At 58.9% G+C, this 25,884-nt stretch carries 28 protein-coding genes and 2 pseudogenes; 25 read left to right on the top strand and 5 right to left on the bottom strand.

The features are described from left to right. Window positions 1-30: 30 nt before the first annotated feature. The 13 genes from AC3B6F_RS02740 to AC3B6F_RS02680 all read left to right on the top strand — a co-directional run bounded on the left by AC3B6F_RS02740 (window position 31) and on the right by AC3B6F_RS02680 (window position 8,121). Window positions 31-666 carry a hypothetical protein gene (locus AC3B6F_RS02740; protein WP_489823310.1) on the top strand — a complete coding sequence of 212 codons (636 nt, stop codon included), beginning with the start codon at window positions 31-33 and terminating at the stop codon, window positions 664-666. After that, window positions 663-1,004, top strand: coding sequence for a hypothetical protein (locus tag AC3B6F_RS02735; protein ID WP_489823309.1), 342 nt, complete (start codon window positions 663-665; stop codon window positions 1,002-1,004). Before AC3B6F_RS02740 ends, AC3B6F_RS02735 begins: the two co-directional genes overlap by 4 nt. Continuing rightward, on the top strand, window positions 1,001-1,309 hold the full coding sequence (locus AC3B6F_RS02730; RefSeq protein ID WP_153431511.1) for a DUF5983 family protein: 309 nt from the start codon (window positions 1,001-1,003) through the stop codon (window positions 1,307-1,309). The genes AC3B6F_RS02735 and AC3B6F_RS02730 overlap by 4 nt, the downstream gene beginning before the upstream one ends. A gap of 189 nt (window positions 1,310-1,498) precedes the next feature. Continuing rightward, window positions 1,499-1,924 carry a hypothetical protein gene (locus tag AC3B6F_RS02725; protein WP_211561853.1) on the top strand — a complete coding sequence of 142 codons (426 nt, stop codon included), beginning with the start codon at window positions 1,499-1,501 and terminating at the stop codon, window positions 1,922-1,924. Between the two features lie 56 nt (window positions 1,925-1,980). Then, window positions 1,981-3,843 carry a ParB/RepB/Spo0J family partition protein gene (locus AC3B6F_RS02720; protein WP_489823308.1) on the top strand — a complete coding sequence of 621 codons (1,863 nt, stop codon included), beginning with the start codon at window positions 1,981-1,983 and terminating at the stop codon, window positions 3,841-3,843. A gap of 80 nt (window positions 3,844-3,923) precedes the next feature. After that, the gene (locus AC3B6F_RS02715; protein WP_010505037.1) at window positions 3,924-4,154 is read left to right on the top strand and encodes a hypothetical protein; all 231 of its coding nucleotides are present in this window, start codon (window positions 3,924-3,926) and stop codon (window positions 4,152-4,154) included. 414 nt (window positions 4,155-4,568) lie between these two features. Beyond that, window positions 4,569-5,237 (top strand): LPD29 domain-containing protein, encoded by a 669-nt coding sequence (locus tag AC3B6F_RS02710; RefSeq protein ID WP_489823307.1) that lies wholly within the window; start codon window positions 4,569-4,571, stop codon window positions 5,235-5,237. Window positions 5,238-5,306: 69 nt separating this feature from the next. Next, window positions 5,307-5,921, top strand: coding sequence for a hypothetical protein (locus tag AC3B6F_RS02705; RefSeq protein ID WP_489823306.1), 615 nt, complete (start codon window positions 5,307-5,309; stop codon window positions 5,919-5,921). A 69-nt stretch (window positions 5,922-5,990) separates the two neighbouring features. Then, window positions 5,991-6,365 carry a hypothetical protein gene (locus AC3B6F_RS02700; protein WP_489823305.1) on the top strand — a complete coding sequence of 125 codons (375 nt, stop codon included), beginning with the start codon at window positions 5,991-5,993 and terminating at the stop codon, window positions 6,363-6,365. A gap of 255 nt (window positions 6,366-6,620) precedes the next feature. Further along, window positions 6,621-6,797: a hypothetical protein gene (locus AC3B6F_RS02695; RefSeq protein WP_155721125.1), complete on the top strand. Its 177-nt coding sequence runs from the start codon at window positions 6,621-6,623 to the stop codon at window positions 6,795-6,797. Between the two features lie 76 nt (window positions 6,798-6,873). Then, window positions 6,874-7,329 (top strand): DUF3085 domain-containing protein, encoded by a 456-nt coding sequence (locus AC3B6F_RS02690; RefSeq protein WP_489823304.1) that lies wholly within the window; start codon window positions 6,874-6,876, stop codon window positions 7,327-7,329. Between the two features lie 34 nt (window positions 7,330-7,363). After that, the gene (locus AC3B6F_RS02685; RefSeq protein WP_011251416.1) at window positions 7,364-7,591 is read left to right on the top strand and encodes a hypothetical protein; all 228 of its coding nucleotides are present in this window, start codon (window positions 7,364-7,366) and stop codon (window positions 7,589-7,591) included. An 8-nt stretch (window positions 7,592-7,599) separates the two neighbouring features. Continuing rightward, window positions 7,600-8,121: a hypothetical protein gene (locus AC3B6F_RS02680; RefSeq protein WP_489823303.1), complete on the top strand. Its 522-nt coding sequence runs from the start codon at window positions 7,600-7,602 to the stop codon at window positions 8,119-8,121. On the opposite strand, the gene AC3B6F_RS02675 is transcribed toward AC3B6F_RS02680, so the two are convergent. After that, entirely contained in the window at window positions 8,103-8,621 is a 519-nt protein-coding gene (locus tag AC3B6F_RS02675; protein WP_489823302.1) for a hypothetical protein, read from the bottom strand. The two genes, AC3B6F_RS02680 and AC3B6F_RS02675, sit on opposite strands and share 19 nt — an antisense overlap. 281 nt (window positions 8,622-8,902) lie before the next feature. Between AC3B6F_RS02675 and AC3B6F_RS02670 the strand changes: the two genes are divergently transcribed. The 8 genes from AC3B6F_RS02670 to AC3B6F_RS02635 all read left to right on the top strand — a co-directional run bounded on the left by AC3B6F_RS02670 (window position 8,903) and on the right by AC3B6F_RS02635 (window position 14,752). Further along, the gene (locus AC3B6F_RS02670; protein ID WP_062106941.1) at window positions 8,903-9,142 is read left to right on the top strand and encodes a hypothetical protein; all 240 of its coding nucleotides are present in this window, start codon (window positions 8,903-8,905) and stop codon (window positions 9,140-9,142) included. Between the two features lie 92 nt (window positions 9,143-9,234). After that, on the top strand, window positions 9,235-9,480 hold the full coding sequence (locus AC3B6F_RS02665; protein ID WP_062493445.1) for a hypothetical protein: 246 nt from the start codon (window positions 9,235-9,237) through the stop codon (window positions 9,478-9,480). 80 nt (window positions 9,481-9,560) lie between these two features. Beyond that, entirely contained in the window at window positions 9,561-10,388 is an 828-nt protein-coding gene (locus tag AC3B6F_RS02660) for a DNA/RNA non-specific endonuclease (RefSeq protein WP_489823301.1), read from the top strand. Then, entirely contained in the window at window positions 10,385-10,651 is a 267-nt protein-coding gene (locus AC3B6F_RS02655; protein WP_062493448.1) for a hypothetical protein, read from the top strand. Before AC3B6F_RS02660 ends, AC3B6F_RS02655 begins: the two co-directional genes overlap by 4 nt. A 435-nt stretch (window positions 10,652-11,086) precedes the next feature. Then, window positions 11,087-11,374, top strand: coding sequence for a hypothetical protein (locus AC3B6F_RS02650; protein WP_489823300.1), 288 nt, complete (start codon window positions 11,087-11,089; stop codon window positions 11,372-11,374). Next, window positions 11,292-12,044: a DUF3991 and toprim domain-containing protein gene (locus tag AC3B6F_RS02645; protein ID WP_489823299.1), complete on the top strand. Its 753-nt coding sequence runs from the start codon at window positions 11,292-11,294 to the stop codon at window positions 12,042-12,044. Before AC3B6F_RS02650 ends, AC3B6F_RS02645 begins: the two co-directional genes overlap by 83 nt. Window positions 12,045-12,054: 10 nt before the next feature. After that, window positions 12,055-12,738: a hypothetical protein gene (locus tag AC3B6F_RS02640; RefSeq protein WP_489823298.1), complete on the top strand. Its 684-nt coding sequence runs from the start codon at window positions 12,055-12,057 to the stop codon at window positions 12,736-12,738. Further along, window positions 12,731-14,752, top strand: coding sequence for an ATP-dependent helicase (locus AC3B6F_RS02635; protein WP_489823297.1), 2,022 nt, complete (start codon window positions 12,731-12,733; stop codon window positions 14,750-14,752). Before AC3B6F_RS02640 ends, AC3B6F_RS02635 begins: the two co-directional genes overlap by 8 nt. Window positions 14,753-15,016: 264 nt before the next feature. On the opposite strand, the gene hyoA is transcribed toward AC3B6F_RS02635, so the two are convergent. Continuing rightward, window positions 15,017-19,441 carry an NACHT domain-containing antiphage protein HyoA gene (gene hyoA / locus AC3B6F_RS02630; protein ID WP_489823296.1) on the bottom strand — a complete coding sequence of 1,475 codons (4,425 nt, stop codon included), beginning with the start codon at window positions 19,439-19,441 and terminating at the stop codon, window positions 15,017-15,019. Window positions 19,442-19,656: 215 nt separating this feature from the next. Then, a complete protein-coding gene (locus AC3B6F_RS02625; RefSeq protein WP_489823295.1) occupies window positions 19,657-20,580 on the bottom strand; it encodes a LysR family transcriptional regulator in 924 nt (307 codons plus the stop codon). 98 nt (window positions 20,581-20,678) lie between these two features. Between AC3B6F_RS02625 and AC3B6F_RS02620 the strand changes: the two genes are divergently transcribed. The 3 genes from AC3B6F_RS02620 (at window position 20,679) to AC3B6F_RS02610 (ending at window position 23,531) form a co-directional block, all read left to right on the top strand. After that, a complete protein-coding gene (locus AC3B6F_RS02620; protein WP_489823294.1) occupies window positions 20,679-21,647 on the top strand; it encodes a carbon-nitrogen hydrolase family protein in 969 nt (322 codons plus the stop codon). Between the two features lie 402 nt (window positions 21,648-22,049). Continuing rightward, window positions 22,050-22,883 carry a macro domain-containing protein gene (locus AC3B6F_RS02615; protein WP_489823293.1) on the top strand — a complete coding sequence of 278 codons (834 nt, stop codon included), beginning with the start codon at window positions 22,050-22,052 and terminating at the stop codon, window positions 22,881-22,883. A gap of 87 nt (window positions 22,884-22,970) precedes the next feature. Continuing rightward, window positions 22,971-23,531 carry a TIR domain-containing protein gene (locus AC3B6F_RS02610; protein WP_489823292.1) on the top strand — a complete coding sequence of 187 codons (561 nt, stop codon included), beginning with the start codon at window positions 22,971-22,973 and terminating at the stop codon, window positions 23,529-23,531. Window positions 23,532-23,559: 28 nt separating this feature from the next. Here the strand turns inward: AC3B6F_RS02610 and AC3B6F_RS02605 are convergent. Then, a pseudogene (locus AC3B6F_RS02605) lies at window positions 23,560-24,341 on the bottom strand (IS5 family transposase). A 384-nt stretch (window positions 24,342-24,725) separates the two neighbouring features. Continuing rightward, window positions 24,726-24,920, bottom strand: coding sequence for a hypothetical protein (locus AC3B6F_RS02600; RefSeq protein ID WP_489823291.1), 195 nt, complete (start codon window positions 24,918-24,920; stop codon window positions 24,726-24,728). A gap of 96 nt (window positions 24,921-25,016) precedes the next feature. On the opposite strand from AC3B6F_RS02600, the pseudogene AC3B6F_RS02595 reads away from it, so the two are divergent. Further along, window positions 25,017-25,765 (top strand): annotated as a pseudogene (locus AC3B6F_RS02595) (IS630 family transposase); the annotation flags it as partial. Window positions 25,766-25,884: the final 119 nt, after the last annotated feature.

Genomic DNA, 25,884 nt, shown 5'->3' with positions numbered 1-25,884 from the left:
AGGTTGAAAGAGAGATCAGAGGAAGAGAGCATGTCCTATCGTATCGTCTATGACCTCGCCGCCGTGCGACTTCCCGCAGAGACCCTGCGCCCTCATGTTGCGGATAGCAGCTTTCATGCCGATCAGTATCTGCTGATGGAGCTGGGTGGCGATAACAATGTCTATGAGGGGCGCGGCTCGCTGCGCGCGAGAAGCTGGTCCCTGATTGGGGCGGGACAGAACTGGGAGATCATGCGTCAGGTGGTGCAGTACGCTGCCTCCTGTGAGGGCGGCGGGATGCGCTTCTCCGGTGCCAGCGAGACGCAGGCAGAAACCTATATTCGCAAGTGCCGGACTGTTTTGCGGGATGCCGTGGCCGCGCAGGCGCTTCTTGATCGGGGCATGACCTGCACGGGAAAATTCGCGCTCCGCAAGGGGGCGGTTTCAGCGTGGCTCCAGAAACGTGTGGACGAGCTGTCCGCTATCAAAGCCCCGGAGATGACAGGTAAAACTCCGGTGTGGTCCTGGCTGAACCTGCTGCGTGACCCAAAGGATGCAGCCATCTTTCTGGCATACTCCAATCTGGATGACGCCCCTGTCTATAACCGGGCGACAGTTTATGGACCATGTCACGAGCGCCACTCCATCATGAAAGGTCTGACTTCATTCGCGGAGTGCGCGGCATGAGCCAGACGAACAAGGCCATCATTTCCAAGGTTCTATGCGGTGTGAACGTGGAGATTTTCACCTATCCGAATGGTGAGGCTCTTCTGCGCACCGTGGACAGCTATCCCGTCAACGGGAATGACTGGCACGGGCCATACAAGGATGCGACCTGCGCGGAAGCCGATTTCGTGGACCGCAACGCGCCGCCCGTAATTACCCCGGAGGATCTGCAACGGGGCCGCCGGAATGGGACTATTGCGCAAACGCTTGAGGGCGTCGAGATGATGCTGACCATGGATCGCTGGACAGGAGGCAGTTGTCTGACGTCGTTCATTGTCCGGCCGGAGGCCCGGACATGAGCGAAGTTCTTCCGACGTCCGCAGGCTTCGTCTGCCGACACCTGGATCTCAGCACCGGGCATCTTCCGCTCGCAGAGCGCGATGCGTGCGAGCTTTATCTCAGCAGCGGGGGCACGGCAGGGCGAAGTTGCCTGGGTGGGCCTTATGGCTGGATGATCCATGTGCCCACTGAGGCGGAGGACGTCCCGCAGGATGTGTCTCCCGAACTGGCTGCCCTGATGGTGCGGGCGCGGGAGCAGAACTGCCATTACATCCACTTCGATCGGGACGGGTCGATCGACGAGACGCTGCCTTTTTACGACTGAACCGCCACCGCCTTGCCTGCCTCAGGAAGAAGAGAAGGGGGCGGGAAAACAAACAGAAAAGAGAGAGGGAGCCGCCACAGGTCGCGGCTCCGCGCAAGGCTCAGGCCGGGCGCGCTGACGCGCGGCCTTGCGCGAAGCCACGCCCCGTGCCCGCGCCGAGATCATCATGACAGAAAAAAGGAGACAGGCGTGTCAGACCCGACAGGACAACCCGCGGCCGAAGTGGCGCTCAGAGCAAACCTGACGCTGATCTTTGACGCGATGCAGGCGCATGGCGTGAAGGCGGTCAAAGTTGAGTACGAGGCCAAGGAAGGCTGGTGGACAACGCTTCATGTGACGGCGGACGACAGTCCGGATCTGTTCGAAGACCTGTCTCTTGAGAAGGCCGTTGCAGCGCTTGGACCTGACCAGACGATTGCCCCTCTGTTTCCGAACAGCTTTGACCTTGTGGTCTGGCACTGCGTCGAAACCGTTATCCGGCGCGTGCAGGCCGATTACGACAACGATGAAGACGGGTCTTACGGCACAGCCACGCTGACGCTGGAAACGCGACAGCTTGAGGTCGAGCATATCGAGCGTGTGGTCTCCCACCTCGCGCACAGCCTGACCGCCTGACGTCTCCCCCCTCACGATACCTTTTCGACACCCTTACGACATCACTGGAGCCCATCATGGACGAACTGCGCCTTGTCGATCCCAACACCCTGATCGCGAACCCGAACAATCCCCGCCAGACGACCTCCGGCCAGGCAAGCATTCGCCAGCTTGCGCTGAATATCCGCGCAGTCGGGCTTGTCCATCCGCCGCGCGTGCGTGAGCTCGGTGACGGCAGCCTGATGATCATTGCGGGCCATCGACGGACGGAAGCGGCGATCTATGCGGGTCTGACGGAAATTCAGGTCCATGTGACGAAGATCGATAATGGTCTGGAGGATCTGGCGGCAGCCAGTGAGAACATGATCCGTGAGGGCATGACCGAGCCGGACCAGTGGCGTGCCGTAACCCGAATGCGCGAAGAGCTTGGCTATACGGATCAGCAGCTGTGCATGGCGCTGATGATCACGCCTGCCTATCTCCGTGGGCTGACCCTGCTCGCGAAACTGCATCCGCCAATCCTGCACGCCATCGAAATTGGCCGTGGCCCGGACCAAAAAGAGCGTCGGACTCTGGCTCTGTCGTCTCTGGAGGAGCAGGCCGCTGCCTGGGCTGAGATGTTTGCCGAGAGCGTGGAGGAGGGAGAAGACCCGGCCGGGTATTGTCTTAACGCCGAAGATCCGGATGATACCGTGAACTGGCGTGACTTCACCTGGCACCTGCGTCAGGACGAGTGGTATGCGCGGGACGCCCGGTTTGACGATGCTCTGGCGCAAAAGCATGGCGTCGTCTGGACCGAAGATCTGTTCGGGCAGGGCAGTGAGGATAATCGCTACGTCACGGATGCCACGGCGTTTCGGGCCGCGCAGGAAGACTGGATTGCCGAGCATCGCCCTGAAGGCACTCTTGCGATCGAGGCGGACGAGTACGGATCTCCCCTGCGCCCTCAGGGCTACAACTTCGTCGCGTACTGGATGAGCGAGCAGGAGACCGATGTTGTCGGCTACTGGCTCAATCGGAGTACCCTGAAAGTCGAAGAGCGGAAGTTTCGCTACACGGGTGAAGAAACCGTTCGCTCTGAAGCGCGTGTGGTGGAGCAGACGCCACCCCCAAAGAAAGAGCGCGCGGACATCTCCGGCACGGGTCTGAAGATGATCGGCTCCGTGCGGACTCTCGCGCTGAAGAAGGCGCTGGAAGCGAAAAGTGAAGATGCCGATCCGTGGGATCTGGTGGCTGGCCTGCTGCTCGCACTGAATGCCAATAACGTCCATATTTACGGTTCATCAGGCCGGTCGCCTTATGAGAACGCGGTGAAAACCGCTATGGAAGAGCTGTTCCCGGAGGGGGAGCTGGTGCGTGATGAGGCGCTCATCCGTCGCCACGCGCTGGAAAGTCTCGGTGGTTTCATGAACTGCGAAGTGAGCATGCACTCCGGTTCGGGCATGGCAGCGGAACTGCTGGGCTGTCTGTTCGACGCGGATAGCCACATGCCGAGCATGGCCGATGAGGACTTCCTGAAGACCTACAGCAAGCCCGGGATCACCAAGGCGGTTCAGGCACATGGGCTCGCACCACTCAACACAGGCAAAGAGATGCGGGCCGCTTTGCTGAACGCCGTGGGAGACGGGCATTGGGTTCCGGAGGCCGCAGGCTTTGCGCAGGCGACTGGCGTCTGGGCGGACGAGGTTCGGAAAAACCAGTCTCGCCGTGCGAAATGGGATGCAGCTGAAAGCAGACTGCAGGACGAGGATGAAGATGACCTGGAGTGTGCTGATCCGGAGGGTCTGGAAGACGTGATGGACAACGAAGGCGGGGAAGAGGTTGGCGAGCCAGACGTCATGGAGGATGAGCCAGCAGAAAAACCGGACCTCGTGGTGCCGCAGGAACTGGTGGCCATGCAGGCCGCCATGGGAGGGCGGCTGGAGATCCTTCGGGTCTGAGGCCGCTTGATGACAGAGCGTTTCGCGACAGACTTGCGTGGAACGCCTGATCTGGCACAACAGGAGATCGGGGTCGCCTGATGAGTCCGCGTGACGAAACGTCTGTTCAGGTTACGGTTCAGACGTCGCGGCCCCCGAAAATCGTAACCGGATGTGGGTCGGGGGTCGCTTTGCCCACAGTCGTCAGAGTGAAAGGGGAAACCATGATCTTCGTGATCGTGGTGGACCGTAAGTGGTTTACGAAGATCCTTCGTAAAACGAAGAAGACCCTTCAGGCGGTTGCCACCGCACTGAAGAGCCTCTCCGAGTAAATCACTTAAGGTAAACCGGGCCGTGAGGTGTTTTTTGCGAAGCCCCTCACGGCTCACCTCTGAACTTGGACGAACCGGTTACGATTTTCAAGGGCGGAGTCAGCATGGCTCCGCCCTTTTTCGTGCGGTGAGACGGTGCCTGGGTTCACAGGGGAAGAGCCTGCCCGCGCGAGGGCGAGAAGCGAAGAAACCTGGGTGAGCCTGTCTGTCCTGCCCGCGCGAGGGCGAGAAGCGAAGAAAAAAGAAAAAGAAGGAGGAGAGAGGGGCGGGTGTCAGAGCCTGTCTGTCGCCGCAAGGGGTGGTGTCCTCGGCTGACGCCTGCGGGACCGCCGCTGACGCGTCGCCCTTGCCCCGCCAGTCAGGCCCTGACCCCGGAGAGGACAGTTGAAGAGACATGAAGAGAAGGAGATCAGCATGTCCGAACACCCGACTGTCACCGTAGGCACCCGTGTCAGCACCATCCTGTACAACAGAGGCCGGGGTGTCGTGTCTGCGGTCCATGGCACGCCTCGCCCAGAGACAATCAGACGCCTTGCTGGTGGCTTCATCGCGGCGGGAGGCAGTGCCAGCTTTGATATCGTCTTTGCCTGCGGAAGTATCAGCAAGAAGCTGCCCGAGAGCATTCTGCACGGCGTGCAGTGGACGATCTTCCACGACGAGCCCAAGGCTGGCCCGGAGGAAATTGCGCAGCTGCACGCTCATGCCGAAGCATGCCGTGCTGAAAAACAGGCGCGGAAAGATCAGGCTGCGGCGGCCCATGCGGCTGAAATCGAGCGTCTGCGCACCGATCCCGAATACGCTCATCTGGAGCAGGGGGCGGACCAGAGCGGCGTGCTGGCAGGAAAGAACATCCGCCGTCTCCTGAAAGCTGCGCTGCCAAAGCACACGTTCCGTGTGCGCAAATCCTCTTACGGGTCCGTATCGGTCAACTGCGACAATCCGCTGGATGATGCCGCGCAGAAGACTGTCGACAACATCCGAAAGCAGTTCAGATCGGGGTCTTATGATCCGGTGTCCGATTGTCACTCCACGAGCCGGAGCCCCTGGCAGGAAGTCTTCGGCAGCGCCGAATACGTCTTCTGATCCCACCTCGTTTCGTCACAGTTCTTCCAGGCCGCCGCGAGGCGGCCTTTGTCATATCCGGAGACCGACATGGCTTTCTTTACGCTCAGTGCGACGCCCGCTACCGCAAAACGTGAGGGCTATTTTACCAGCACCACGATGGCGCTCATGTCCCAGCTTGGTGAGCGCCGCATCGTCGAGGCGAAGTCGGTAGATGGCCTCAAGCCGCTCATTCTGAGCTTTGGCCGCGACACTGCGCTGCAGCACCCCGGCAAGTCGTTCAAGATCATGGTCACGGTCAATCGTGGCAGCCGCAAGCCGCGCGGTTTCGACGCAGCTTATGATTCAGAAGCACTTGGCACCTCTGAATGGCTGGAAATCACGGTTGCAGACCCGGTTCCCCACGACGGCATGGCAGGTGTGGCCTCATGGGGAACACGGTACACGCCATTCCGTATGGACGGTGCAGAGCCGGGCGAAGCTTCGCTCACCGAGGCCGAACGCCTGTCTGACGACGGCCATCTTGGCTTCAAGGGATGGGCCGCGGAAGTCGCGGCCATTCTCGACACCATTGGCGCGCCTGCGACCGCTTTGGGCTGTGAGACCCGGGACGCTCTGGTGTCGCGCTATCGCGCCCACCAGCATCCCGCCCTGGCCGCCGCTGTCCTGACTGCGTCCTCAATGGCCGAGCATCTGGCCGCCTGAGGCCAATGCAGGGGAGCGGACAATGTCTCCCCTGCCAGATCCTGAAGTTTAAAAAAGAGCGAGTTTTCCATGGTCGATGAAAGCCTTCTCCAGATTGAGACCTGTCTTCTGGAACGTCGCAAGGTCCATCTTGGCATTGCGCCGGATGGGCGCGTCTATCTGCGTGTAACGTCGTTCTGGCCAAAAGAAGCCGCGCAGCACTGGCACGGACCATACTCAGACCGAAAAGCGGCTGAGACGGATTTCCTGGCCCGCACGCAGCCGCCATGCGTCACGCGAGCAGAGATCTCTGACGCCAGCCGTCGCGGCGAGCATGGAACGGTCGACGGCGTCCCCATGATCGTAATGAAGCATCGCTGGACGGGGCAACTAACCCTGACGCCTTACCGCCTCGTGGAGGACACCGGCGTGATGCAGGTCGCGCGCCAAAATGGACACAATTGAACATCGGTCGACACCCGCTCAAGCTGTGGAAGGAGGAGAGTAGGAAGAGGAAAGAGGGAAAGAAGCAGAAGGAGAGAGGGGCAGCACAGGCTGTCTGCGCTGGCAAAGGGTGGGTCTCCACGCGTCCTCGCCCTGACGGGCTCCGGGTCGTGGAGATCCCGCCGCTGCGCGGCGCCTGTGCCAGCGCAGACACCCTGTGCCTGTGCCGGAGAGGTCATCAGAGAAAAGAGATGACGGCAACAGGAGTGACCTTTCATGCAGATTTCCCAGCAGACCCTTCAGGACATCAAGGACGTTGCCGGACTGGCCGGTGGGGTCTTCGGTTTTCTCGCCCTGGTCTTCGCGTTTACGTGCCTGCCGAGCTTTCTGGCGGGACCGGTGCCCCATCACTATCTCGCCTCGGCATCGCACAGCGCTCACCCCCGCGGCTGAGTTTTCACGTTTCCGAACGCATCCACGCCCCGCCATCGTGCGGGGTTTTTCCATTTCTGATCCCAGGAAATATCCCATGATCGTCACCTTCGACCGCGCGCTGATCGCGCGCCTTCTTGCCCATGCCGAGGTTGCGTCGGAACGACGTGCCACGCTTACGCAGCTTTTTGACAAGAACCTGCGTAAGCCTGGGCATGGCGCGTGCGAATGGGGCCTTCAGGAAGACGTCGAGCCCACAAAGATCCCTGCGGGTCTGTGGCTGGTTGGCGATCACGGGATCTACATGATGTCGAACGGGCTTCCCCTTCTGCCGTCCGATGACGGTCAGAAGCCCAATTTGTGCGCGTATGCGCGCGAGGCTGACCCGGCACAGAACGCGGGCAGGGCTCATGACGTCAAGCGACAGGCTTTTGGCGGGGATGACGGATGCGAGTTCCTGGAAGCTGCGCTTGTACGACGGGCCCTCAGCAAGGTGTCCGGTGACACACTGCGGTTGAACATTACGCCTGAAACCCTCGAAATTCTGGCCTGACTGGCCTTCCTTGCAATCCTTCAGGAGTGAAAGAATGTCCGATCTTATGCCTGTTCCCCACGAGCAGATCTGGGCCTCGGCCGTGGCGGTGGCCGCTGACAGCGTGGAGCAGCTGAGACGCTGCGATGTCGACCGCGTCGTCTCCCTTGTTGACGCGGCGGATCGCAGCGCGCTGACAGGCTGGCTGATCGCGCAGCGGCCCGATCTTGCGGGCGCTGTCGCGGAGGCTCTGTCCGCGCTCGTCCAGGAGGCTTACGCATGAGCCTGCTGTTGCCACACCTGCGGCGCGTCCGCATTGAGGCCGAGGGCCTGACGGCCACCCAGTGGAGCTCAGCGCAGGACAAAGCGAAACTGGCCAATGCAATCCTCGCCTTTGTTGCGAAAGGATTGCCGGAGGAGGGGTTCAGCAAGGCGCTGTACCAGCGCGTCAGCCAGATGTGGGGGTTTATCGCCTGCTTTAACCGGAACGGCTTTGCGGGCCGGTATTTCAGCACAACGCAGGGGCGCATCGCCTTCCTCGATCAGATCACTGCGCGTGGCGGGATCGGCGATCCCGCCTGGACCTGGTCAGACGTGGAAAGCCGGATCGCGGCTCTTCTGGTCGAGCATCAGGTGCTGGACCTGTACCGCGCCGAACTGCGGCAGGAGACTGTCCGAGGCGAACAGGCGCTGTTGCGCAGACTGATCGACCGCCACGGCGTGCCGGCCGATCATGCCGGCCGCATCTCACTGGCTCCGGCGTTGGCTGCGACCCTGTCCCGGCAGCAGCCTGTTCAGATGGGTCTGCTCTGACACGTTGCGCTGTCCGTGACGGCGCAGGAGTCCGGATCGTCGATCAGGCCCTGAACGATCTCCCATCCGCCGAGAATATTCTGGGCCGTCTCCCAGGCGACGATCTCGGCGCGAAGCGCCTGCGCAAGATCGTAATAGATGCCGTCGCGCTGAGGATCTTCGATCTCACGGCGCTCCGCCTCCTCCGTGAGGGACCGTGCGTCGGAAACCCGGGCCAGTGCCCGAGAAACAAGCTGCGACAGCCAGTCAGACGCCATGCGCTGGCGACCCTCGCGTGTGTCGGGCAAAGGCGTGGCTTCGAAAATCTGTCGCGCCCTCTCGCGTCCGAACGCGCGGAGGCGCTCAACCTGTCGGGGCGGTGTCACGGCCCGGATTTCGGCAAGCGACCGCAACTGCGTCTCGGGCAGGATTGCGTCGGTGAGCGCGTCCAGGGTCGGCGCACGACGCCGCTCCTGCGGAAAGCGGATCACCGTGGCGGTCTGATCTGTCTGTGCACTCATCGGTGTCCTCCTGTCGTTGTGCGGTAAGCGTAAAGCGCGCCACAAATAAAAGTCAATAAAAACAATAAGATACCGGCAATATTCGGCCCTCGAGAAAACCTCCGGGGGCAGAAAAGAGAAGCGCGGGAACGAGAAAGAGGAGGGAGGGAAGGGGCTCTCATGGGGCAGGTGTCGCAGCAAGGGTGCGTCGCTCCGCTCCCGGCGCACAGCGCCGCCCATGCCACGCCACCCGCCCCATGAGGCTGCCAATCGGGAACGAAATATTCCGAGAGAGGCAGAACATGTCCAAGCGCAGGAAAACAGATCTGACAGCAGCCCGTAAAAAGGCAGAGGTCTTTGGGCCGGATACGGTTCTCTTTGCAGATCTTGAACTCGGAGAAGCCTTCCGCATGGCTGGGGCAGAGCTGGGAGCCGTGTATCGAAAGGTTCGCCGCAACCACTACATGCACGACGGAAAGCGATGCCTTGCGAGCGACGGTCGGGCCGTCAAGCGCGCTTCCCTGCCTGGGACGGAAGACTGAGACCACTCTCCCGATCCTCTCCTTCCTCCACTGACATCAGGGCCGCAGCGCGGCCCGCATCCGGTCAATAAACACAAGAAAGGAACCGCATCGTGCAGATCCAGATGCTCACCCCTACGTCCAGTTTTCTTCCCGCTCTTGAGGCGCCCGTCTTTCACCGCGCCGTCTCGGCAGGCAAGACCATTGGCCGCGCACGGCGCTTTTACGCGGAAGCCGATCTTCTGGCTGACGACGCGAATGATGTCCGTCTCGGAGCGGCGCTACGGGCTGCATTGAGGCGGGACGCCAGCACCGCACACCGCTCGGCACAGCGCACGCTTCTGAGTGTCTCCCATTGAGAGCCGCGCACCTGCACTCACAACAGGCCGTGCGATCCTGCGACCTGAGACAGACGCTCCGAGGAAGAAAAGGATGGGCCATGCGGCTTCCGATGACAGGGTTGACCCTGGCAAGCCTGCTATGGGCAGGCATAACCCACGCGACCGCGGCAGCGTGCTCCACTTTCGGCGGAGACGGTCAGCTCCCGGTTCTGACTAACGCAGCGCTTGGGCAGAAGATCGTGCTTCTGTGCAATGACGGCTTTGCTGTCCTGCACTCGGGGATCAGTCATGGCCCCCTGCGGACGGCAGAGCATCTGACCGAGGAAGGCCTGGAGCGCAGCATGCAGATCGGCCGGGTCGTCCGGTTCTTTCATGCCGATCCCCGTCTGTCCTTTGAGGACAGGGCCGAGCTGAGCGACTACCGCGCGTCGGATTATGATCGCGGCCATATGGCCTGTTCGGCGGACGAAGACAGTCTTCAGGCGCAGGAGCAGAGTTTTTCGCTCGCCAATGTTGTTCCCCAGACCCCGGAACTGAATGAAGGCATCTGGACGGGCGTGGAAATGGCGGTGCGTCGTCTCGCACAGCGCGAAGGCGAGCTTTACGTCGTGACCGGTCCGGCATTTGGAGCGTCGGTCAAGACCATCGGATCGCATCGGGTTTTTGTGCCCTCTGCGACCTGGAAGGCTGTTTACGATCCTGTCGAGGACGAAGCAGGCGCGTATTTCTGTCAAAATAGCAGCCAACCAACCTGTACGATCATCAGCATCGGCGCGTTAACCCAGGCGACGGGTGTAGATCCTTTCCCGTCTCTTCCCGATGAGATCCGTCAGACGGCCATGACGCTGCCTCGTCCCCTTAAAAGTCCTCATGCTGTTCGCATCCGGCCTGCTTCCGGAAGCCCTGTGCTGGAGACCATGCCATGAGTTTTATTCCTTTCCTTGACGCAGGCGAAAGTGTTCAGATCGATGACCTGACGATTGAGAACGGCACTGAGCGGATCGCCCTGTACGGACGCCTCGAAATTCGAAGGGACCGGATCGGCCTGCAGGATATTCAGGCCCTGAAGGCTCAGATCGACGCCATTGCCCGCGAGCTTGAAGGATCGGCCCATCTTCCCGAGCGGGCGCGGAGCGCACACCAGACAAGCGTGATGCCCAGTCCCTTCATGGGGCGGAGCTGTGCATGAAGGGGCGGGAGCCTCTGGCAGGAAAGGTCTGGAGTGCCACAAGCCTCGCTCCGGACAAGACGACCTTCCACCCCAGCTTCCTCCGCGCCCTTCGGTTGCTCCGTGCAGCCGGGTCCCCTGAGAAGGCATCGTGTCCTGCGCTGCGTTTGTGACGGACCTGGCAGTGTCGGGACGAAAGGCGTCGCTGCGCTTGCTTTCGCCCCTTTTGCCTCCGGCACGGGTCGAACGAAAGGCTCGTTTAAGTATTAGTTAAGTTTGTAGCGATGTTTCTTATGTATGCGAAAGTAAACCAGAATAAACAAAGATGAAAACCGCAGCAAAACCACGGTTTTTCTTGCAATACTTGTGTATTTTTCCTAAACTAAACCCACATTACAGGGGCGTTGAGTCCGGTTTTGACCGTTGCGCCGCCCGAAGTGAGAAAGGATGACGATCATGGCACGCTTTGAGCCGTTCAGACTGTCTGATGACGACCGGACCGACATTGTCAAAGGCGTCTCCTGCGCTCTGCTGCTTGAGCGCCATGGCTATCTTCTCGACAAGCCCGAAAGCACGCGGAACGCTCTGAAATACCGTGCGGGAAAGGGCGAGACGATTATCGTCAACCATGAAGGCCGTGGCTGGTGGGATACGGGGGGATGTGTTCTCCCTGATCCAGCGCCTGACGCCCGGTCTGAAGTTTCGCGATGCCTGTCGGGAGCTGGGTCAACTGGTAGGTATTGAACCAAAGGGGGCAGAGTATGTCCGCGAGCGTCAGGCCAAAACGCCAGACGGCGCCCCGGCTGAGCGCTGGCAGGGCAAGAAGGAGCTCAAATCCGGCACGAAGGTCTGGGCGTATCTCACCGAGGAGCGCTGCCTTCCGGAATGGGTTCTGCGTCGGGCCATTATGACCGGCTGCATCCGGGACGGTTATCACGCCGCCTGGTTCTGCCACCGGGATGCCGTGGGAGCCATCTGTGGCGCGGAACTGCGTGGTCCGGACACCAAGGGTATCTGTCTGTCGGGTACGGTCAAAACGCTGTTCCGCTTCCAGCCCGGTCTGGCTCGCACGGTTCGTCGCCTGGTGGTGAGTGAATCCGCCATTGATGCCCTGTCCTACGCCGCCCTCGACAGCGAGCGTACGCGCGAAACCCTGTACTGTTCGACCGCAGGTGGCATGGGGCCGGAGACGGTCGAAGCCCTGACGGCCGAGCTGGCTGAAATGGCAAATGATCCGGCTGCCGTTCTGGTAGCCGCAACCGATAATGACGACGCCGGCAACCGCTATGCCGCGCGCCTTGCAGAGCTGGGCCGCGAAGCCGGTGTCCGCGTGATCCGCCGTATTCCCCACGGTGGCTGCAAAGATTTCAACGACGCCCTGAAGACTGTTGTGGCCGCCGCCCGCGCCGCCTGAGGAGAGACTGATGACGAATGACAAGGCACGACGGGAAATGGAGGCGCTGTTTCCCGGGCATGAAAAGAATGACGCTCTGAGAACGGCCTTTCTGGCGCACCCGGATGCGGACCATTATCTGCGCCTGACGCCAGACCTCGGATGTCGTATTCCCTGGGCTCTGGTGGAATACGCTCCTGAGACGGGGCGGTGCCAGGGTCTCGTGGTTGGTGGACGCTGGAGTGCGGCAGGCTGGGATCTCTCCGGACGCATCGTCCTGTTTGTTCAGTCTCCAACCGGAGACAGTGGGTTCCTGACCTGCCGGGCGGGGGAGCAGCAGCTTGTCCAGATTGGCACCGTTCCCGGAAGCACGCGTCATCCTGACGGTCCGGAAGCCGTCACGCTTCTGGGGCATGTCGCAGAACTGACCGCCGCCTGGCATGCCGATGTAGAGACAACCCGCGCCTGGCATACCTGGGCTCTGCTGCACAATCAGCCGCCCTTCCCGCAGACCTACGCCGAGATTGCGTTCGGCGATGATGTGCTGCGCGGTCTCGTGGTCGGAGGCGCGGTCCTGGCGGACGGGACATGGGACTTCGAGCAGGAGTTCGACCTGATGGTCGAGACGGACATGATCCTCAGCCTTGATGGCCGCCGTGCGACGCGGTGCGAGGTTCTTCATGGCACCCGGGAGCAGGGACGTGGTCGTGGATAATCATCTCTCAGGATTGACCCCCTCCCAGGCAGACGCCGCGCGTCAGACAGGACCGGTTGTTGTTCTGGCGGGTGCCGGGACCGGAAAGACCAAGACGCTTGTGGCCGGTATTGTCGACCGTGTCGTCAAGCGCCGGATGTCGCCCGATCGCATTCTGGCCGTGACCTTTACCAACAAGGCGGCCGGGGAGATGAAGACGCGGATCGCAGCGGCCCTGAACATCGCGCAGGCCCCGTACTGGGTGGGCACCTTCCATGCGCACGGACGCCGTCAGCTGCGGACCGATCCTGACATTGCCGGGCTGCGTCCGGGCTTCGACGTCTGTGACAGCGAAGACAGCACGAAGATCGTGCGCAGGCTTCTGGAAAAGGCGATTGAAGCGGGCGTCATGAATGCCGATGACGGAGAGACGTTTCGCAAGCGTGTGAAGTCCGTCAGCTCGCGCATCGCCATGCTCAAGGAAAACATGGTGCTTCCCCCGGATGCCGTGACCTGGGTAGAGGGACGGATTGCGACGGATGGCATCACCGAAGGCGATGACATCATGGTCTGGCGAGATGCGGCCGCGCTCTATCCAGCCTATCAGGCGATGTTGCGCGAAAGCAATCGCGCGGATTTTGCAGACCTCCTGCTATGGCCCACCGTGACCATGCTCCGCGACGAACGCTACAGACAGGACTGGTCAGGCCGGTTTGACTGCGTGCTCGCCGATGAGTTCCAGGACGTCAACCGGCTCCAGTTTCTCTGGCTGAAATGCCTGTCCAAAGACCACAACGAGCTCTTCGTTGTGGGCGACGATGCGCAGTCGATTTACGGCTGGCGTGGGGCCAATGTCCGGATTATCCGAAGCTTTCTCAAGGAGTTTCCGACCGGACGCATGATTGCTCTGGAGCAGAACTTCCGTTCGACCGGTCACATCCTGTCAGCGGCCAACGCAGTGATTTCTCACGACACCAACCGGCTGGAGAAAACACTGTATACCGCGTCCGGAGATGGGGAGCCAGTGGATATTCTGCGGCACACCGGCAGCCAGGACGAAGCTTCCGGGATTGCCGCGGAGATCGGACGTCGCGCCCTGGAAGGCGTGCCTTATGAGGAGATGGCGGTGCTCTATCGTTTCAACCATCTGTCACGCCTGCTGGAAGAGTCTCTGTTGCGCGCAAAGATCCCTTACGAGCTGGTCAATGACACCGCCTTCTGGCAGCGCGGCGTGGTCAAGGACGCGCTGGCCTTCCTGCGTCTGACATGTTTTCCGTATGAGCGGCAGTCAGATGAGGCATTCCGCCGGATCGTCAATCAGCCCGCCCGGGGGATCGGGGCCAAGGCCATGGCGACATTCGAACAGGTCGCGGATGAGGAGGCGATCTCGCTGTACGAGGCAGCGGAGCGCACGGTGCAGGGACGGACCGGAAAGGCTGCTGACAAGCTGCGCTGCTTTCTGGACGTGATCCTGAAAGGCGCCCGCAGTGGCGAGCCCAGTTTGGGAGAGCGTCTGAGGGTTCTTGTAGAAGAGAGCGGGTATCTCGCGATGCACCAGGCAGCCGGGGACGATGGCCGCACGGCGCTGGAAAACCTGCACGAGCTTCTATCGCTCGCCAACGAGTTCAGCTCGGTGGAGGAGCTGTTCGACCATGCGGCCCTTGGCTCGGAAAGCAGCGGTGATGAGAGTGTCGGCCGGGTCAAGCTGATGACCATTCATGGATCAAAGGGCTTGGAGTTCGGGCATGTCTTTCTGATCGGGTGGGAAGACACACTGTTCCCGTCGCGCACGAATATTGACCCGGCAGAAGAACGCCGTCTGGCCTATGTCGCACTCACCCGCGGCCGCCAGCGCGTTAGCGTGTCCTGGTGCGAGTTTCGTCGGGGCGAGCAGGCCAGTCCGAGCTGTTTCATCGACGAGATCCCGCTCCAGGCGCGGCGGGACGGTTGGGGGCGGAATCTCAACTGCCGTCCCGCGTTTCAACGGGGAACGGGTTTCAATCGGCAGGCTCAGAGAGAGGCGATGGGCTTCTGACCACTCACGTCCTGCGACTGACTTGGGGGGGTGAGCAGAATGTCGGTTATTGGCGAAGCATGACTAAAAGCGGCCACTCGCAGCGTTCAAGTTCATGACGCCTACGAACCAGCATACACCGTCCGGCAATCGGATATTCGCGGTTGGTATTGCTGGAAGCAGCCGTTCGGCCCGCGATTATTTCCTGTCAACGAACCTGAGTTTAGCTCCTGAACAAAGAGAGCGGCTGTCGCGGTGAATGCGCGTGCAGCGGCGGAGCGCCCGTCAGGGCCTCACCGGCCCCTTCTTTCCCGCCGCCTTCCTCGACGCCGGTTTGGTCGCCTTTTCCGCGGCCTTGCGCGCCTCGCTCTTCTTCTTGACCGTCTTGGTATCGAGGCCACGACGGGTCAGGTCGATCCCGACGACGGCGAGATCCTCGACATTGGAATATTGGCTCGCAAGCACCGCCCAATGCTGGCGCAGCGCCGCGAGCAGCGCCTCGAAACTCTTGGCGCGGCCGCCACCCGGCACGTCCCAGCTACGCTTGATGCCGACATAGACAAGTAGGAAAATGCCCCGGCTTGAGCGAGCATCGCGCAGATAGTCCCCGCTGAGCTGGACCTCCATGCGCTCGAACAGATGCGGACCCGTCCAATTGTCGGCGACCTTCAGCTCGACCGGGACCGGCGCGTCGAACCCTGCGCCTCGGAACCGCAGATCGGGTCGCTTGGCATCGGCAAGCTCTTCCTCGGGCGGGATGCTGTAGCGTCCTCCGGCGTGGTCGCGCAGCCAGCCGCCGATAAACCTACGGAATTCGGTCTCCTGCTCGGTCTCCTGTAGAATCGACGCAATACTCTCGTCGCCATGCTCGAGATCGTGTTTCAGCGCCTCAAGACGCTCCACGCCGAAATACCAGAGCTCGCGATGATTGGCCGGCGTAGCGATACGCGCGTCGTTGAATTCCTGGACCTGACCCGGATTCCACGGCGCAAAGTCGGCGTCGATAGTCGCCTTCGTCTTCGCGTGCAGGCTCATCCATGGTCGTGACTCCGCCCCCGGGTGTGCGTGCGCCATTTCCATGAGCGCGAGATAGGCTTCCTTGCCTGGCATCTCGCGGATGAAGATGAAAAGCGCATTACGCGCTTCTTGGGCCTTGTCGCGCAAGCCTGGAGAATAGACGCCACCGCTGGATCGGTCGATATCCTCTTCCTCGCGAATATATTTCGCCATCAGAAGGTAGAGCGTCTTCATATGTTCGACAGTACGGTATGCGAGCCGCGCCCGACTCTCTTGCTGGTAGCCGCCAAGTAGCGCGACGACGAAGCGTAATGCGAGATTGGTCTGTTCAACGGGATCGTTCAGTGCAGCGAGTCGCGCCATGACAGCAGGGATCGCAGCGCCGGGATCGACGCCGACCCAAGTCGCGTACCAGACTGGAGTAAAGTCAGGATCATATTTCCTCGCCGCCTTGCACGCGGCGATCTTGGCGATGTTTCCATCCGGTATAGATGAGCCCTGCACGATCGACAGGAGATAGGCGAGATTGCGCGGATTGATGCGCTTAGCGCGCAAGGTAGGCAGCAGCGCTGGTGCGATCTGCTCGCGCGCGAACACACCATGCCTGGCCACGTTGGATAGGACGTAATGGCTCTCATCAACGGCCTGCTCAACCTTGAGCTCGTGCTGGATCTCGGTCAGAAGTACAGCGACAACCTCGTTAGGAAACGCGTCATACAGGTTCGGGAGCCAAACCGGGAAGCCATTTATCTCGGCGAGTCCGTAGCGCGCCGCCTGCGTCGCTTCCGATGATGTCAGCGTCTTATGCCAATTCTCGGTCTCGCTCGCCTCGATCGCCAGCCCGGTCAGGCCGAATATGACAGTGGCGGGCGTTTGATTTATTGACCCGCCCTGCGATCGAGTTTCCGGCTTAAACGCACGCCAAAAGCGTACAGCGGCGTCACGGAATGCGGTCGCAACAGGCTCGCCGTAAGTGTCAACCAGAGAACGCCAATTGCCATCAGTACAGTGGTTGTGACTGTTCTGCCCTGCCAACCGCATCCGTTCCATCAGATAGTGTTGGTCAGGTGTGAGGATAGCAGGCATCCCTGGATCCCGAATTTGATCGACGCGTTCGGCAAAGAACATTTTCTCGTGCTCGAGACGTTTCTCTCGATCGGCGACAATACGTGCATCACGCTCCCTCCTCTGCGCCTGCTGCTTGCGAAATTTAACTAGCTCGTTGGCAGGTTGATGGAGCAGCAATTCTAGCTTCGTGCTCAGCGTCTCGCTCTTGACCGTCAGACGTTTCAGTTGTTCAAGCCACTTGCGCGGTCGGCCGCCGGCAAAAAACAGAGCAACGGCAAGGCTTAGCGCGACGAGACGATCATCACATAACGAGCGCCCCTCGATATCGGCTGAGATCGTTTCGAAGCTGTCCGGTTTAAAGTTCCAATAATGACCGAAAACCGAAATATCCCACCAATCGACAAGGGGTTGGTCATTCTTGATTTTACGCCACATGCGCTCTTGTTCTACCGAGTACCAGAACAGCGCACTATTGAGCTCCGGCCAATCTTGTACGAGATCTGGTAAATCCGCTCGGATCTCCTCGAAATGTCTGTAATCATAATCTCTGGCATGCGGCAGACGCCGCAGCGCGGACAGTGTCGAGAGCGACAACGCCGCCGGATCACGCGCCTCAATCAGGCGCCCGGCAACGCGCGCAGCCGTGGAGGCGAGCCAGCCATAGGATTTCGATATCCCGCAATGCGAGTCCTCAACGACGGGTTCGCGGAGCAAAAGCGTGACAAGTCCGTCCATCAGCCCGCCCAGCATCGCGACCGGCAGTTCATCTACTAAATGGTCGAGCGGATCAGCTAAGGGATCGACCCGATGGTCGCTCTTTCGCGTAGTCGCTTCGAGCGCCTGCAACAGCCACCCGATCGCCTCCTTGTCATGGGGGAGGTCGCCCAAAAATTCTCCCAACCAGTCGCGCGACAGCCCTGGCCCTTCCCTCAGGAAGGCATTGCGGATATCTGCAGCATCGGCGGGAGTGCCGACCGCGAACACCGCGCGGATCGCGGCAATACGGGGATACTTGGCGCGGGACGTGAGCGCAAAGTGCTTGGCTTTGGTGGCAAGGGCGTCAATTCCACCTTGATTAACCATGCGTAGCAGAAACCAGGTAATGTCGTCGTTTGCTGCATATTGGTCGAGGAGCGCTCCGATCTCCTCGGCGAGATCGGGGTTAGTAAAGCGCTGGATCGCCTGATATTCCATCATTGAGCGGCCGTGTGCGGGTTGCACGAGCTGTCTACAGGTCTGGCGCAGGATGGTACGCCTCGTGTCGAGTGGCAACTTGGCGGGGTCTCCGCCTTCGAACAGCACCTCAGGTGCGCGCGCCACGACCCTATCACGGATCCGTTGATCGAGTAACGCAAGCCACGGAAGCACCGGCCGCATCGTCGGTACGATGACTTCGATGCCATATTGCTCTCGGAAGAACAGCCCTTCGATCTTCGCGCGCGAGCCCTCGTTCGCGCGCGAGCCCTCGTCAACCAGCAGTGAATACAGCCATTCGGCGGTCAGATATTCCCGCACCGAACGATGGTGGAACCGCTTCGTGCCATAGATGCCCGGATCGAAGATCGGCCGGGACAGCAGGATCGCGCAGTCCTGATCGTTCCAGTTGGTGAGGACGTCCTTGATCGGAAGACCTAAGGCATTCTTGTCCCCGTCGGGAACGCGTATGGCCGATTTTTGGCAGAGCGTGGTGGCAGCGGCGACGAGGCGGGCGCCTTCGCGAATACGGTCGACCGCGATCGGCCGTGCGTCGGCCCGGTCCTGATCCCGCTCTTCGAGGCGCTTGGCGATGCTACTCGTCATCAGGTCGAACCGAGAGCCGATCCGCTGGTGATCGTTCCAGAATTCGACGGTCTCGGCGAGATCGAGCGGCTTGGTCGTGAACGACGACGCCTCGGCTTGCTCTACGGCCTTGGTGAAGGCCTTGATGTCGGCGACGCCCTTGGCGATCGCGAAGGTCTCGACCTGAGCGTCGTGCAGATCCTCAAGAGTCACGATGCGGAACGGGGCGTGCTTATTCTCGCGCTTTGCCGCATCCTCAGCCGCGACCGCATATTCCCCCTGGGGCGCGGGCGCCTCGTCAGGTGCTTTCGCCAGCGCATCCCAACGCAGGTTGGTCCGGCACAAGAGGAGGTCGGTCACAGGGCGCCACGCCTCCGTGCGACCCGTGATGACGATATGTGTGCGCTGCAAGGCACGCTCGATCCGCTTGCCGATGCGGCGGATGGCGCGCTCGAAATCTTTCGGATCGTGCAGACGTGCCTCATCCACGGAATCGAGGAAGAGCCAACCTTGATCACCCGACTTGAGCCATGCCTCGAACTCCTCCAGATCCCCTTCCTCGAAGCTCGTCTCGAAATCCTCGACGACATGCTCGATGCGCAGGAAGAAGGCCGACTTGCCCTCGGCGCGTTGGCGACGGCAGATATGCCGGATCTCCTCCGTCTTTCCCGAACCAGCCTCGGCAAGCACGATGACGCGCGGCTCGGCCAAGAGATCCGCCCAACGCGTCGATGCCTCTCGCGCGAAAAGCCGCACCATCTTAGCCTCGTCACCATGCTCATCGGAGATGACGAGATCGCGGAAGGTACGATCGAGCTCAATGAAATTGTCAAGGTTTCCAGACATGACACGTACTATAGTCGTCACGGCCCTAATCCGCACGGGGGATGCTGCCAAAAGCGCGCGCCGAAAGGCTCTATCTCGGACAATCGAAATGGATCAGCGCTGGCAGCACGAGCATCGTCCCCTTCTCGCTTTCCGACACTCCCGGAAGGGGGGGGGATTCGGAATGTCGGTTATCAGTTTATTGTTGTCCGATATCGGACATTCACGATGCGAGATTAACCCGAATAGATTGCCTCTAAATCCGGTGAAATCGCCAGGAAGGCATAGCTTATAACCTGGCGCATCCAAGGATTATCGGCCGTTCTCTGCCAGAGGATCGATACAGAATAGTCTCCCAAATCAATGGGGGCCGCGCAAACAGTAAGGCCCGAAACGGCAGCGAGGCTCTGCGCGGCATGGAGGGGCAGTGTGGCAATGGCACGCGTTCCAATCAGGAAAGGGGGGAGCGCAGAAAAATGCGTCAGTGCCGATTGTACCCGGCGTGCATGGCCCAGAGTTTTCAACACATGGTCCACGATGCCCTCACGTCCGGAAAAGGACACCAGAAGATGTGGCAGCGTCAGGTAATCTTCCAGTGTAAGGGGAAGTGTGAGGCCGCAGGCGACCGGGTCGAGAAGGCAGGCGTAACCGGATTGTCCGATCTCCTGATGCTGTAAGCCGGAGCGTATGTTTGGTTGTGCGACGACGGCAAAGTCGATTTCTCCTGCTGCGAAAAGAGCCTCGACGCGATGTTTGTTGGCCTGTCTGAATGTCACCGAAACCCGTGGGGCTTCCGCTGCCAGACGTTTTGCGATCAGGGGGCCAGCCGCGATCTGGAAGTCGTCGGACATTCCCAAAGAGAAATGCTGTCGGCTGGTTGCCGGATCAAATGCCGTGACGGTTGAGAACGCTGTCTGGATCAGCGTCGCTCCGTTTTGTAGCGGTTCCGCCATGGCAATTGCCCGAGGGGTTGGTTGCATGCCGTCACGTGTGCGGACGAACAGGGGGTCATCCGCCGCTTCCCGCAGGCGGGCCAGAGAAGCGCTGACGGCGGACTGGCTCAGGGATAGTCGCCGTGCCGCTCTGGAGACGCTGCGTTCTTCCCAGAGTGCCAGAAACGTGGTGGCCAGATTGAAATCGAGGCGTGAAATATCGACCATGGTGATTTAGACTATTAAAACAATCAATTTGCCCGATAATGGGGGAAAGTCCACTCTTCCTCTTACTGTAATCCGCTACATGCATGAGAGATCCGGACATGAGCCAGCGTCGCGTCGCCGTTATTCAAGCGGGAACCAGTCTTTTCGACACTCCTCGGACGCTGGATCGGATGGAAGCCCATTGTGATGCGGCTACCGCACAGGGTGTTGAGCTTGCAGTTTTTCCGGAAGCGTATGTTGGCGGATATCCAAAAGGGCTGAGTTTCGGCGCAATTTTGGGGAGCCGTTTTCCGGAAGGGCGTGAGGATTATCTGCGTTACTGGAAATCTGCCATTGACGTGCCAGGTACAGAAACGGCGCGGATCGGTTCGTTTGCGGCGAAAATGAAGGCCCATCTTGTTGTCGGTGTTATCGAACGTGATGAGGCGACGTTGTATTGTACGGCGCTCTTTTTCGGACCCGACGGGACGCTTTTGGGTAAACATCGCAAGCTCATGCCGACGGGAACCGAGAGGTTGGTCTGGGGGCAAGGAGACGGCTCGACCATTCCGGTTTTTGAGACAGATATTGGGCGTATCGGGGCTGCGATCTGCTGGGAAAACTATATGCCGGATCTGCGGCAGAGTATGTACGCCCGGGGTATCAATCTCTGGTGTGCGCCCACGGTAGATGAGCGCGATATCTGGCAGGCTTCCATGAGGCATATTGCCTATGAAGGACGGACGTTTGTTCTTAGTGCCTGTCAGTACATGACGCGTGCGGATGCGCCGGAGGAGTATGCCTGCCATCAGGGCAATAATCCGGACACCGTGCTTATTCGGGGTGGCAGTGTGATCGTCAGTCCGCTTGGAGAAATCATTGCCGGACCAATTTATGATCGTGAAGCAATCCTTACGGCTGATATCGATCTGGATGATGTGATCCGGGGGAAATACGATCTGGACGTGGCAGGCCATTACGCCCGCCCTGATATCTTCAGTTTGCAAGTTAACAACGCCTGTCAAAATCCAGTATCGTTTTCTGCGCAAGAGATCGATGCTCCACTTCCCACGATGAAGATCGAATAAAATAACTGCGGCCTCTATCGCCTTGCCGTAACTATTGAAGCCCTCCTTTTAGATGTCACGGCAAATTTCGTATCTGGGGATGAACTGCTATGGGGGACAGCAGAATGTCCGGTTCCGGCGTAGAACTCAAAACAGCGGATATTCATCTGGACTGATGCCGGCAAACGGGCAAGCACTCGCCACCCGATCTGTCACCGGACAGACCAGAGAACCAGGGCCTCGCCAGTCGTTTGCCTTGGTCAGGGTTCCTTCGACGCGAGGAACTGCGCTTTGCTGCGTGATCTATTCGCGAGATAATCACCGTCAGCACCTCCTCAAACAAGGGAGGGATGTGGTGGCCTTGAGTGGCTACTATACTCGTCCGCCGTTTCTAGTGCTGCTTTGGTAGATTGGAATGAAACATTGAAAGTCCGCTTTTTTGATCGTCGTGTGTTTGGGATTTTTCTCAAAGTAAGCTCTGGAGTAAGTACTGGACTGTCTACAGTTTTACTTTTTATCGACATTCCGCAGAAATGTAAGATTTGGGCATTTATTGCGTTTCTATTTATTTTGTTAGTAATATATTCTACTATATGGAAAATATCTAACTCACTCAAAAGCGTGAATATAAAAATTGAAGGGACGAACGTGTCCGTCAAGGCGGGGGACATATTCGAGCAGCCGGGCTTCAAGGCGATAGCATTCAATGAGTATTTTGACACTCTTGTAGACGACAGGGTGATCAGTCGGGCATCGCTTAATGGCATTTTTATAGAGAGTCATCTTGACACAAGCGTTGAAAAACTTGATCAAGAAATAAGCTCATTTCAGTTTGACGAAGATGAAGTTCTGGGTGTCAATCCAGATAGGACCTCTGGGAAAAAACAAAAATATAGACTGGGAACAATTTTTGTTCATGGAGATTACCTTTTGGCTGCGATGTCGAAATTCGACAGCAATAATCGCGCTACATTGACAATGCCTGAGTACTTAGAGTTTTTGATTCAATTCTGGGATGGCGTTAACAGGGTTTACGCACAAAAAAGCGTCTCTACTCCAATTTTTGGTTCCGGCATTACTCGAATTAAAGGGCATAAAGATATTGGTGATGAGGACCTTCTAAAGATCATGCTGTGGACTTTTCGAGTTAGTGAGATGCGTTTCAAGTATCCCGCTAAGCTTTCAATTATAATTCATCGCGAGAAGATAGACCAAATCAATCTTCTTGATATTAAGTCTCTCAAAAATGGGGTTTAGGCAGGGACGAACGGAGTAACCTAATCGCGAGCTATCTCGCAAATAGAAGTGAAGATTATCCGGCGACCGCAGGAACAGGAAAGCGTCATGGTAAACAGGACTGGCACGTATTTTGCATTTGATGGCCTTGGGGAGACTGACCCAACTAAGTCAGACTTTAGATATTACGCAACAGTTCAGAGCTGGAATGCCGCAGAGGACATAGATTTTAAGTTTGTTAATAGCCATGATAAGGCAAGTGCTGTACGTGATGCGAGTAAAGTTGAAACGCTAAAAGCAAGTATACGAGAGAGGCTTGCGGCATCCAAAAATATTGTGGTTATAATTTCGCCTGACACACGGAAGTCGGGAAGTATGCTGTCTTACGAAATCGAAAAGGCAGTAGACTTGTACAAGATACCCCTGATCATAGCATACACCGCGTATGGCTCGATCTTAAATGTTAAATCACACGCGGACGAATGGCCCACGATCCTCAAGAGTCGGTTGGATGATGCTACCGCCAATGCGATCCACCTACCGTTCAAAAAGGATGCCATTTTCACTGCAATTAATCAGTTTACTGTGAATAGCGGCAATCTCAATGGCCCGTATAATTTCTATAGCCGAGAAGCGCAGGTGAAATGGGGCTATATAAGTGGAGGTTGATAGCTTCTCACGATGAGGTTCCAAGTGACTAGGTCACGTTGACAAAAGAGCCAATCCAGAGTTTTGCGGCGGCGATATTGAGGAAAGTCTTGAAGGATAAGGCGGTCTTGTCGTAGCGGGTCGCGATGCGGCGCATCTGCTTGAGCCTGTTGAACATCCGCTCGATGTGGTTGCGATCCCTGTAACGCCGCCAGTCTGTTTTCTGTGGAGCGCTGCGGCCTTTGCGTGATGGAATGACCGGCAGGATCCCGTGGACCAGCAGCTCCTGGCGGAAACTGTCACTGTCATAGCCCCGGTCGGCCAGCATGGCTTTGGGGTTCGGGACAGGTAGCTTCATCAGGGCGTCTATGGCTTTGTAATCCGAGACCTGGCCTCCGCTAAGGACAAAGCCGAGAGGACGTCCCTGATTGTCACATCGGGCATGGATTTTGCTCGTAAAGCCGCCGCGTGACCGACCAAAAGCCTCCGAATAAGCCCCCCTTTTGCCCCAGTGGCCTGTGAATGGGCGCGGATTACGGTGCTGTCGATCATATGCTGCCAGTTATCAGTCAGCCCCAGATCTACCAGGGTCTGTAAAAGAGCATCCCAGAGACCCTGTTCAGCCCAACGCCGGAACCGGACATAGACCGAGTTCCACTTGCCGTAGCGTTCATGCATGTCCCGCCAGGGGCAACCCGTTCGTAGAACATGCAGCATACCATTGAGAAACTGGCGATTGTCTCCAGATGGACGTGCCCAACGTCCACGCTCAGGCGGCAGAAGCGGACCAATCATCGCCCATTCCTGATCCGTCAGATCGCCTCGTGCCATGCCTGTTCTCTCTGCCCGTTATCCCACAGCCAGGAAGTGAATCAGATCTCAGGCAGATCGTATGGATCTTTTGTCAACGTGGCCTAGTGCGACAACTGCTCTGGGGAGCTTCGTCAGATAGATGCCGATTTCATGAATGGCGGCAGTAGGGGGCGAGCGAGTAGATCCGCGCAGTTCGGTATCGTGACTCTTCAAAGGACGCTTCCTGTGCACGTCAGCTGATAGGTTTTGAATCAGTCATGTCCGCTATCGGGATGCAGGTAGGAGCCCCCTATGTTCTGAGATGAAGGCGTAAGCGGTAGGTCCGCTTTTCTCTGGCAGCTCCCCCCGGGGTTTGAGTGGCTGCGGAACAGAAAACCTACACAAGATTTACATCGAGTAAGTCTATCGAATGAGAACCACTTCAACGCCGATCGCATCAGCAATTTCAGCCCATGCCCGATCTGCCGTGACCGCAGGGAGATCCAATTTTTTAGCCAATGCCAGACAGGCGCGGTCTCCGTGGCTGAGGCCGACCCGCTTGGTCGCATCACGCATCAATCCGGCTGCGAGAGCCAGGTTGTGATCAAGAGGCCGCACGTCTAGAGCGTTTTCTGCCCTGAATGAATCGGTTGGGATTCCCAAAGTGGCTGTGATCTGATTCAAGATGACAGCCGGGATGGAGGCCGGCTGTGGATGTCATCACGCACATTGTCTCTGGATCTCCGCGAACGTGTTGTTGCGGCCGTTTCGAATGGTCTGTCGCGGCGTCAGGCGGCTGAACGGTTTGGCGTCAGTCCGGCAAGTGCGGTTCGCTGGTGCGCTCTTGCCGCTACGACCGGCAGTCCTGCTGCCAGCCCCCGTGGCGGGGATCGTCTGTCTCACCGGATTGAGGCGCAGGCAGAGTGTATTCATGCGCTGATCGCCCAGAAGGACGATCTGACCCTGGCCGAGATCCGCGCCCGACTGGCTGAGAACGGCCATCACTTTGCAATCGGCACGCTGTGGCGTTTCTTCGCGCGTCATAAGATCACATGAAAAAAAAGACCGCTCACGCGGCGGAACAGGACCGACCGGACATCCTGACACGACGGCAGGAGTGGTTCGATGCCCAGCCCGATCTCGATCCGGCGCGGCTGGTCTTCATTGATGAAACCTGGGCTTCCACGAATATGGCAAGATGCTACGGGCGGTGTCGACGTGGCCAGAGGTTGCGTTCCGCCGTGCCACATGGTCACTGGAAAACCACGACGTTCATCGCTGGGTTGCGACTGACCGGCATCGTGGCGCCCATGGTCCTGGATGGTCCGATCAATGGCCGCAGCTTCCAGACCTATGTCGATCGCGTGCTGGTATCCGATCTGCGGCCAGGCGACATTGTTATCATGGACAATCTCGGCTCTCACAAAGGTCCCGGCGTTCAGGCCGCCATCGAAGCAGCAGGTGGAGGGATCGAAGAACCGTTGATTGATGTGCTTGGCGAGTAATTTCTGGGTTTTGGCGCTTTGATTGACGGTTCTTTGGGTCGGTTTTGATCTGCGTTTTGAGCGGATCGGTGGGTGTT

This window comes from Gluconobacter sp. ESL1110 (assembly GCF_058107395.1).
The sequence above is the reverse complement of the archived record's forward strand: the minus strand, read 5'-3'. Positions and strand labels throughout refer to the sequence as shown.

Excerpts from the sequence above, each read along its gene's own strand:
- AC3B6F_RS02730 (WP_153431511.1), top strand. The coding sequence starts at position 1,001 with ATGAGCGAAGTTCTTCCGACGTCCGCAGGCTTCGTCTGCCGACACCTG.
- AC3B6F_RS02610 (WP_489823292.1), top strand. The coding sequence starts at position 22,971 with ATGGTAAACAGGACTGGCACGTATTTTGCATTTGATGGCCTTGGGGAG.
- AC3B6F_RS02690 (WP_489823304.1), top strand. The coding sequence starts at position 6,874 with ATGATCGTCACCTTCGACCGCGCGCTGATCGCGCGCCTTCTTGCCCAT.
- AC3B6F_RS02715 (WP_010505037.1), top strand. The coding sequence starts at position 3,924 with ATGAGTCCGCGTGACGAAACGTCTGTTCAGGTTACGGTTCAGACGTCG.
- AC3B6F_RS02620 (WP_489823294.1), top strand. The coding sequence starts at position 20,679 with ATGAGCCAGCGTCGCGTCGCCGTTATTCAAGCGGGAACCAGTCTTTTC.
- AC3B6F_RS02625 (WP_489823295.1), bottom strand. The coding sequence starts at position 20,580 with ATGGTCGATATTTCACGCCTCGATTTCAATCTGGCCACCACGTTTCTG.
- AC3B6F_RS02720 (WP_489823308.1), top strand. The coding sequence starts at position 1,981 with ATGGACGAACTGCGCCTTGTCGATCCCAACACCCTGATCGCGAACCCG.
- hyoA (WP_489823296.1), bottom strand. The coding sequence starts at position 19,441 with ATGTCTGGAAACCTTGACAATTTCATTGAGCTCGATCGTACCTTCCGC.
- AC3B6F_RS02670 (WP_062106941.1), top strand. The coding sequence starts at position 8,903 with ATGTCCAAGCGCAGGAAAACAGATCTGACAGCAGCCCGTAAAAAGGCA.
- AC3B6F_RS02710 (WP_489823307.1), top strand. The coding sequence starts at position 4,569 with ATGTCCGAACACCCGACTGTCACCGTAGGCACCCGTGTCAGCACCATC.
- AC3B6F_RS02685 (WP_011251416.1), top strand. The coding sequence starts at position 7,364 with ATGTCCGATCTTATGCCTGTTCCCCACGAGCAGATCTGGGCCTCGGCC.
- AC3B6F_RS02700 (WP_489823305.1), top strand. The coding sequence starts at position 5,991 with ATGGTCGATGAAAGCCTTCTCCAGATTGAGACCTGTCTTCTGGAACGT.
- AC3B6F_RS02675 (WP_489823302.1), bottom strand. The coding sequence starts at position 8,621 with ATGAGTGCACAGACAGATCAGACCGCCACGGTGATCCGCTTTCCGCAG.
- AC3B6F_RS02740 (WP_489823310.1), top strand. The coding sequence starts at position 31 with ATGTCCTATCGTATCGTCTATGACCTCGCCGCCGTGCGACTTCCCGCA.
- AC3B6F_RS02705 (WP_489823306.1), top strand. The coding sequence starts at position 5,307 with ATGGCTTTCTTTACGCTCAGTGCGACGCCCGCTACCGCAAAACGTGAG.
- AC3B6F_RS02660 (WP_489823301.1), top strand. The coding sequence starts at position 9,561 with ATGCGGCTTCCGATGACAGGGTTGACCCTGGCAAGCCTGCTATGGGCA.
- AC3B6F_RS02640 (WP_489823298.1), top strand. The coding sequence starts at position 12,055 with ATGACGAATGACAAGGCACGACGGGAAATGGAGGCGCTGTTTCCCGGG.
- AC3B6F_RS02735 (WP_489823309.1), top strand. The coding sequence starts at position 663 with ATGAGCCAGACGAACAAGGCCATCATTTCCAAGGTTCTATGCGGTGTG.
- AC3B6F_RS02655 (WP_062493448.1), top strand. The coding sequence starts at position 10,385 with ATGAGTTTTATTCCTTTCCTTGACGCAGGCGAAAGTGTTCAGATCGAT.
- AC3B6F_RS02650 (WP_489823300.1), top strand. The coding sequence starts at position 11,087 with ATGGCACGCTTTGAGCCGTTCAGACTGTCTGATGACGACCGGACCGAC.
- AC3B6F_RS02695 (WP_155721125.1), top strand. The coding sequence starts at position 6,621 with ATGCAGATTTCCCAGCAGACCCTTCAGGACATCAAGGACGTTGCCGGA.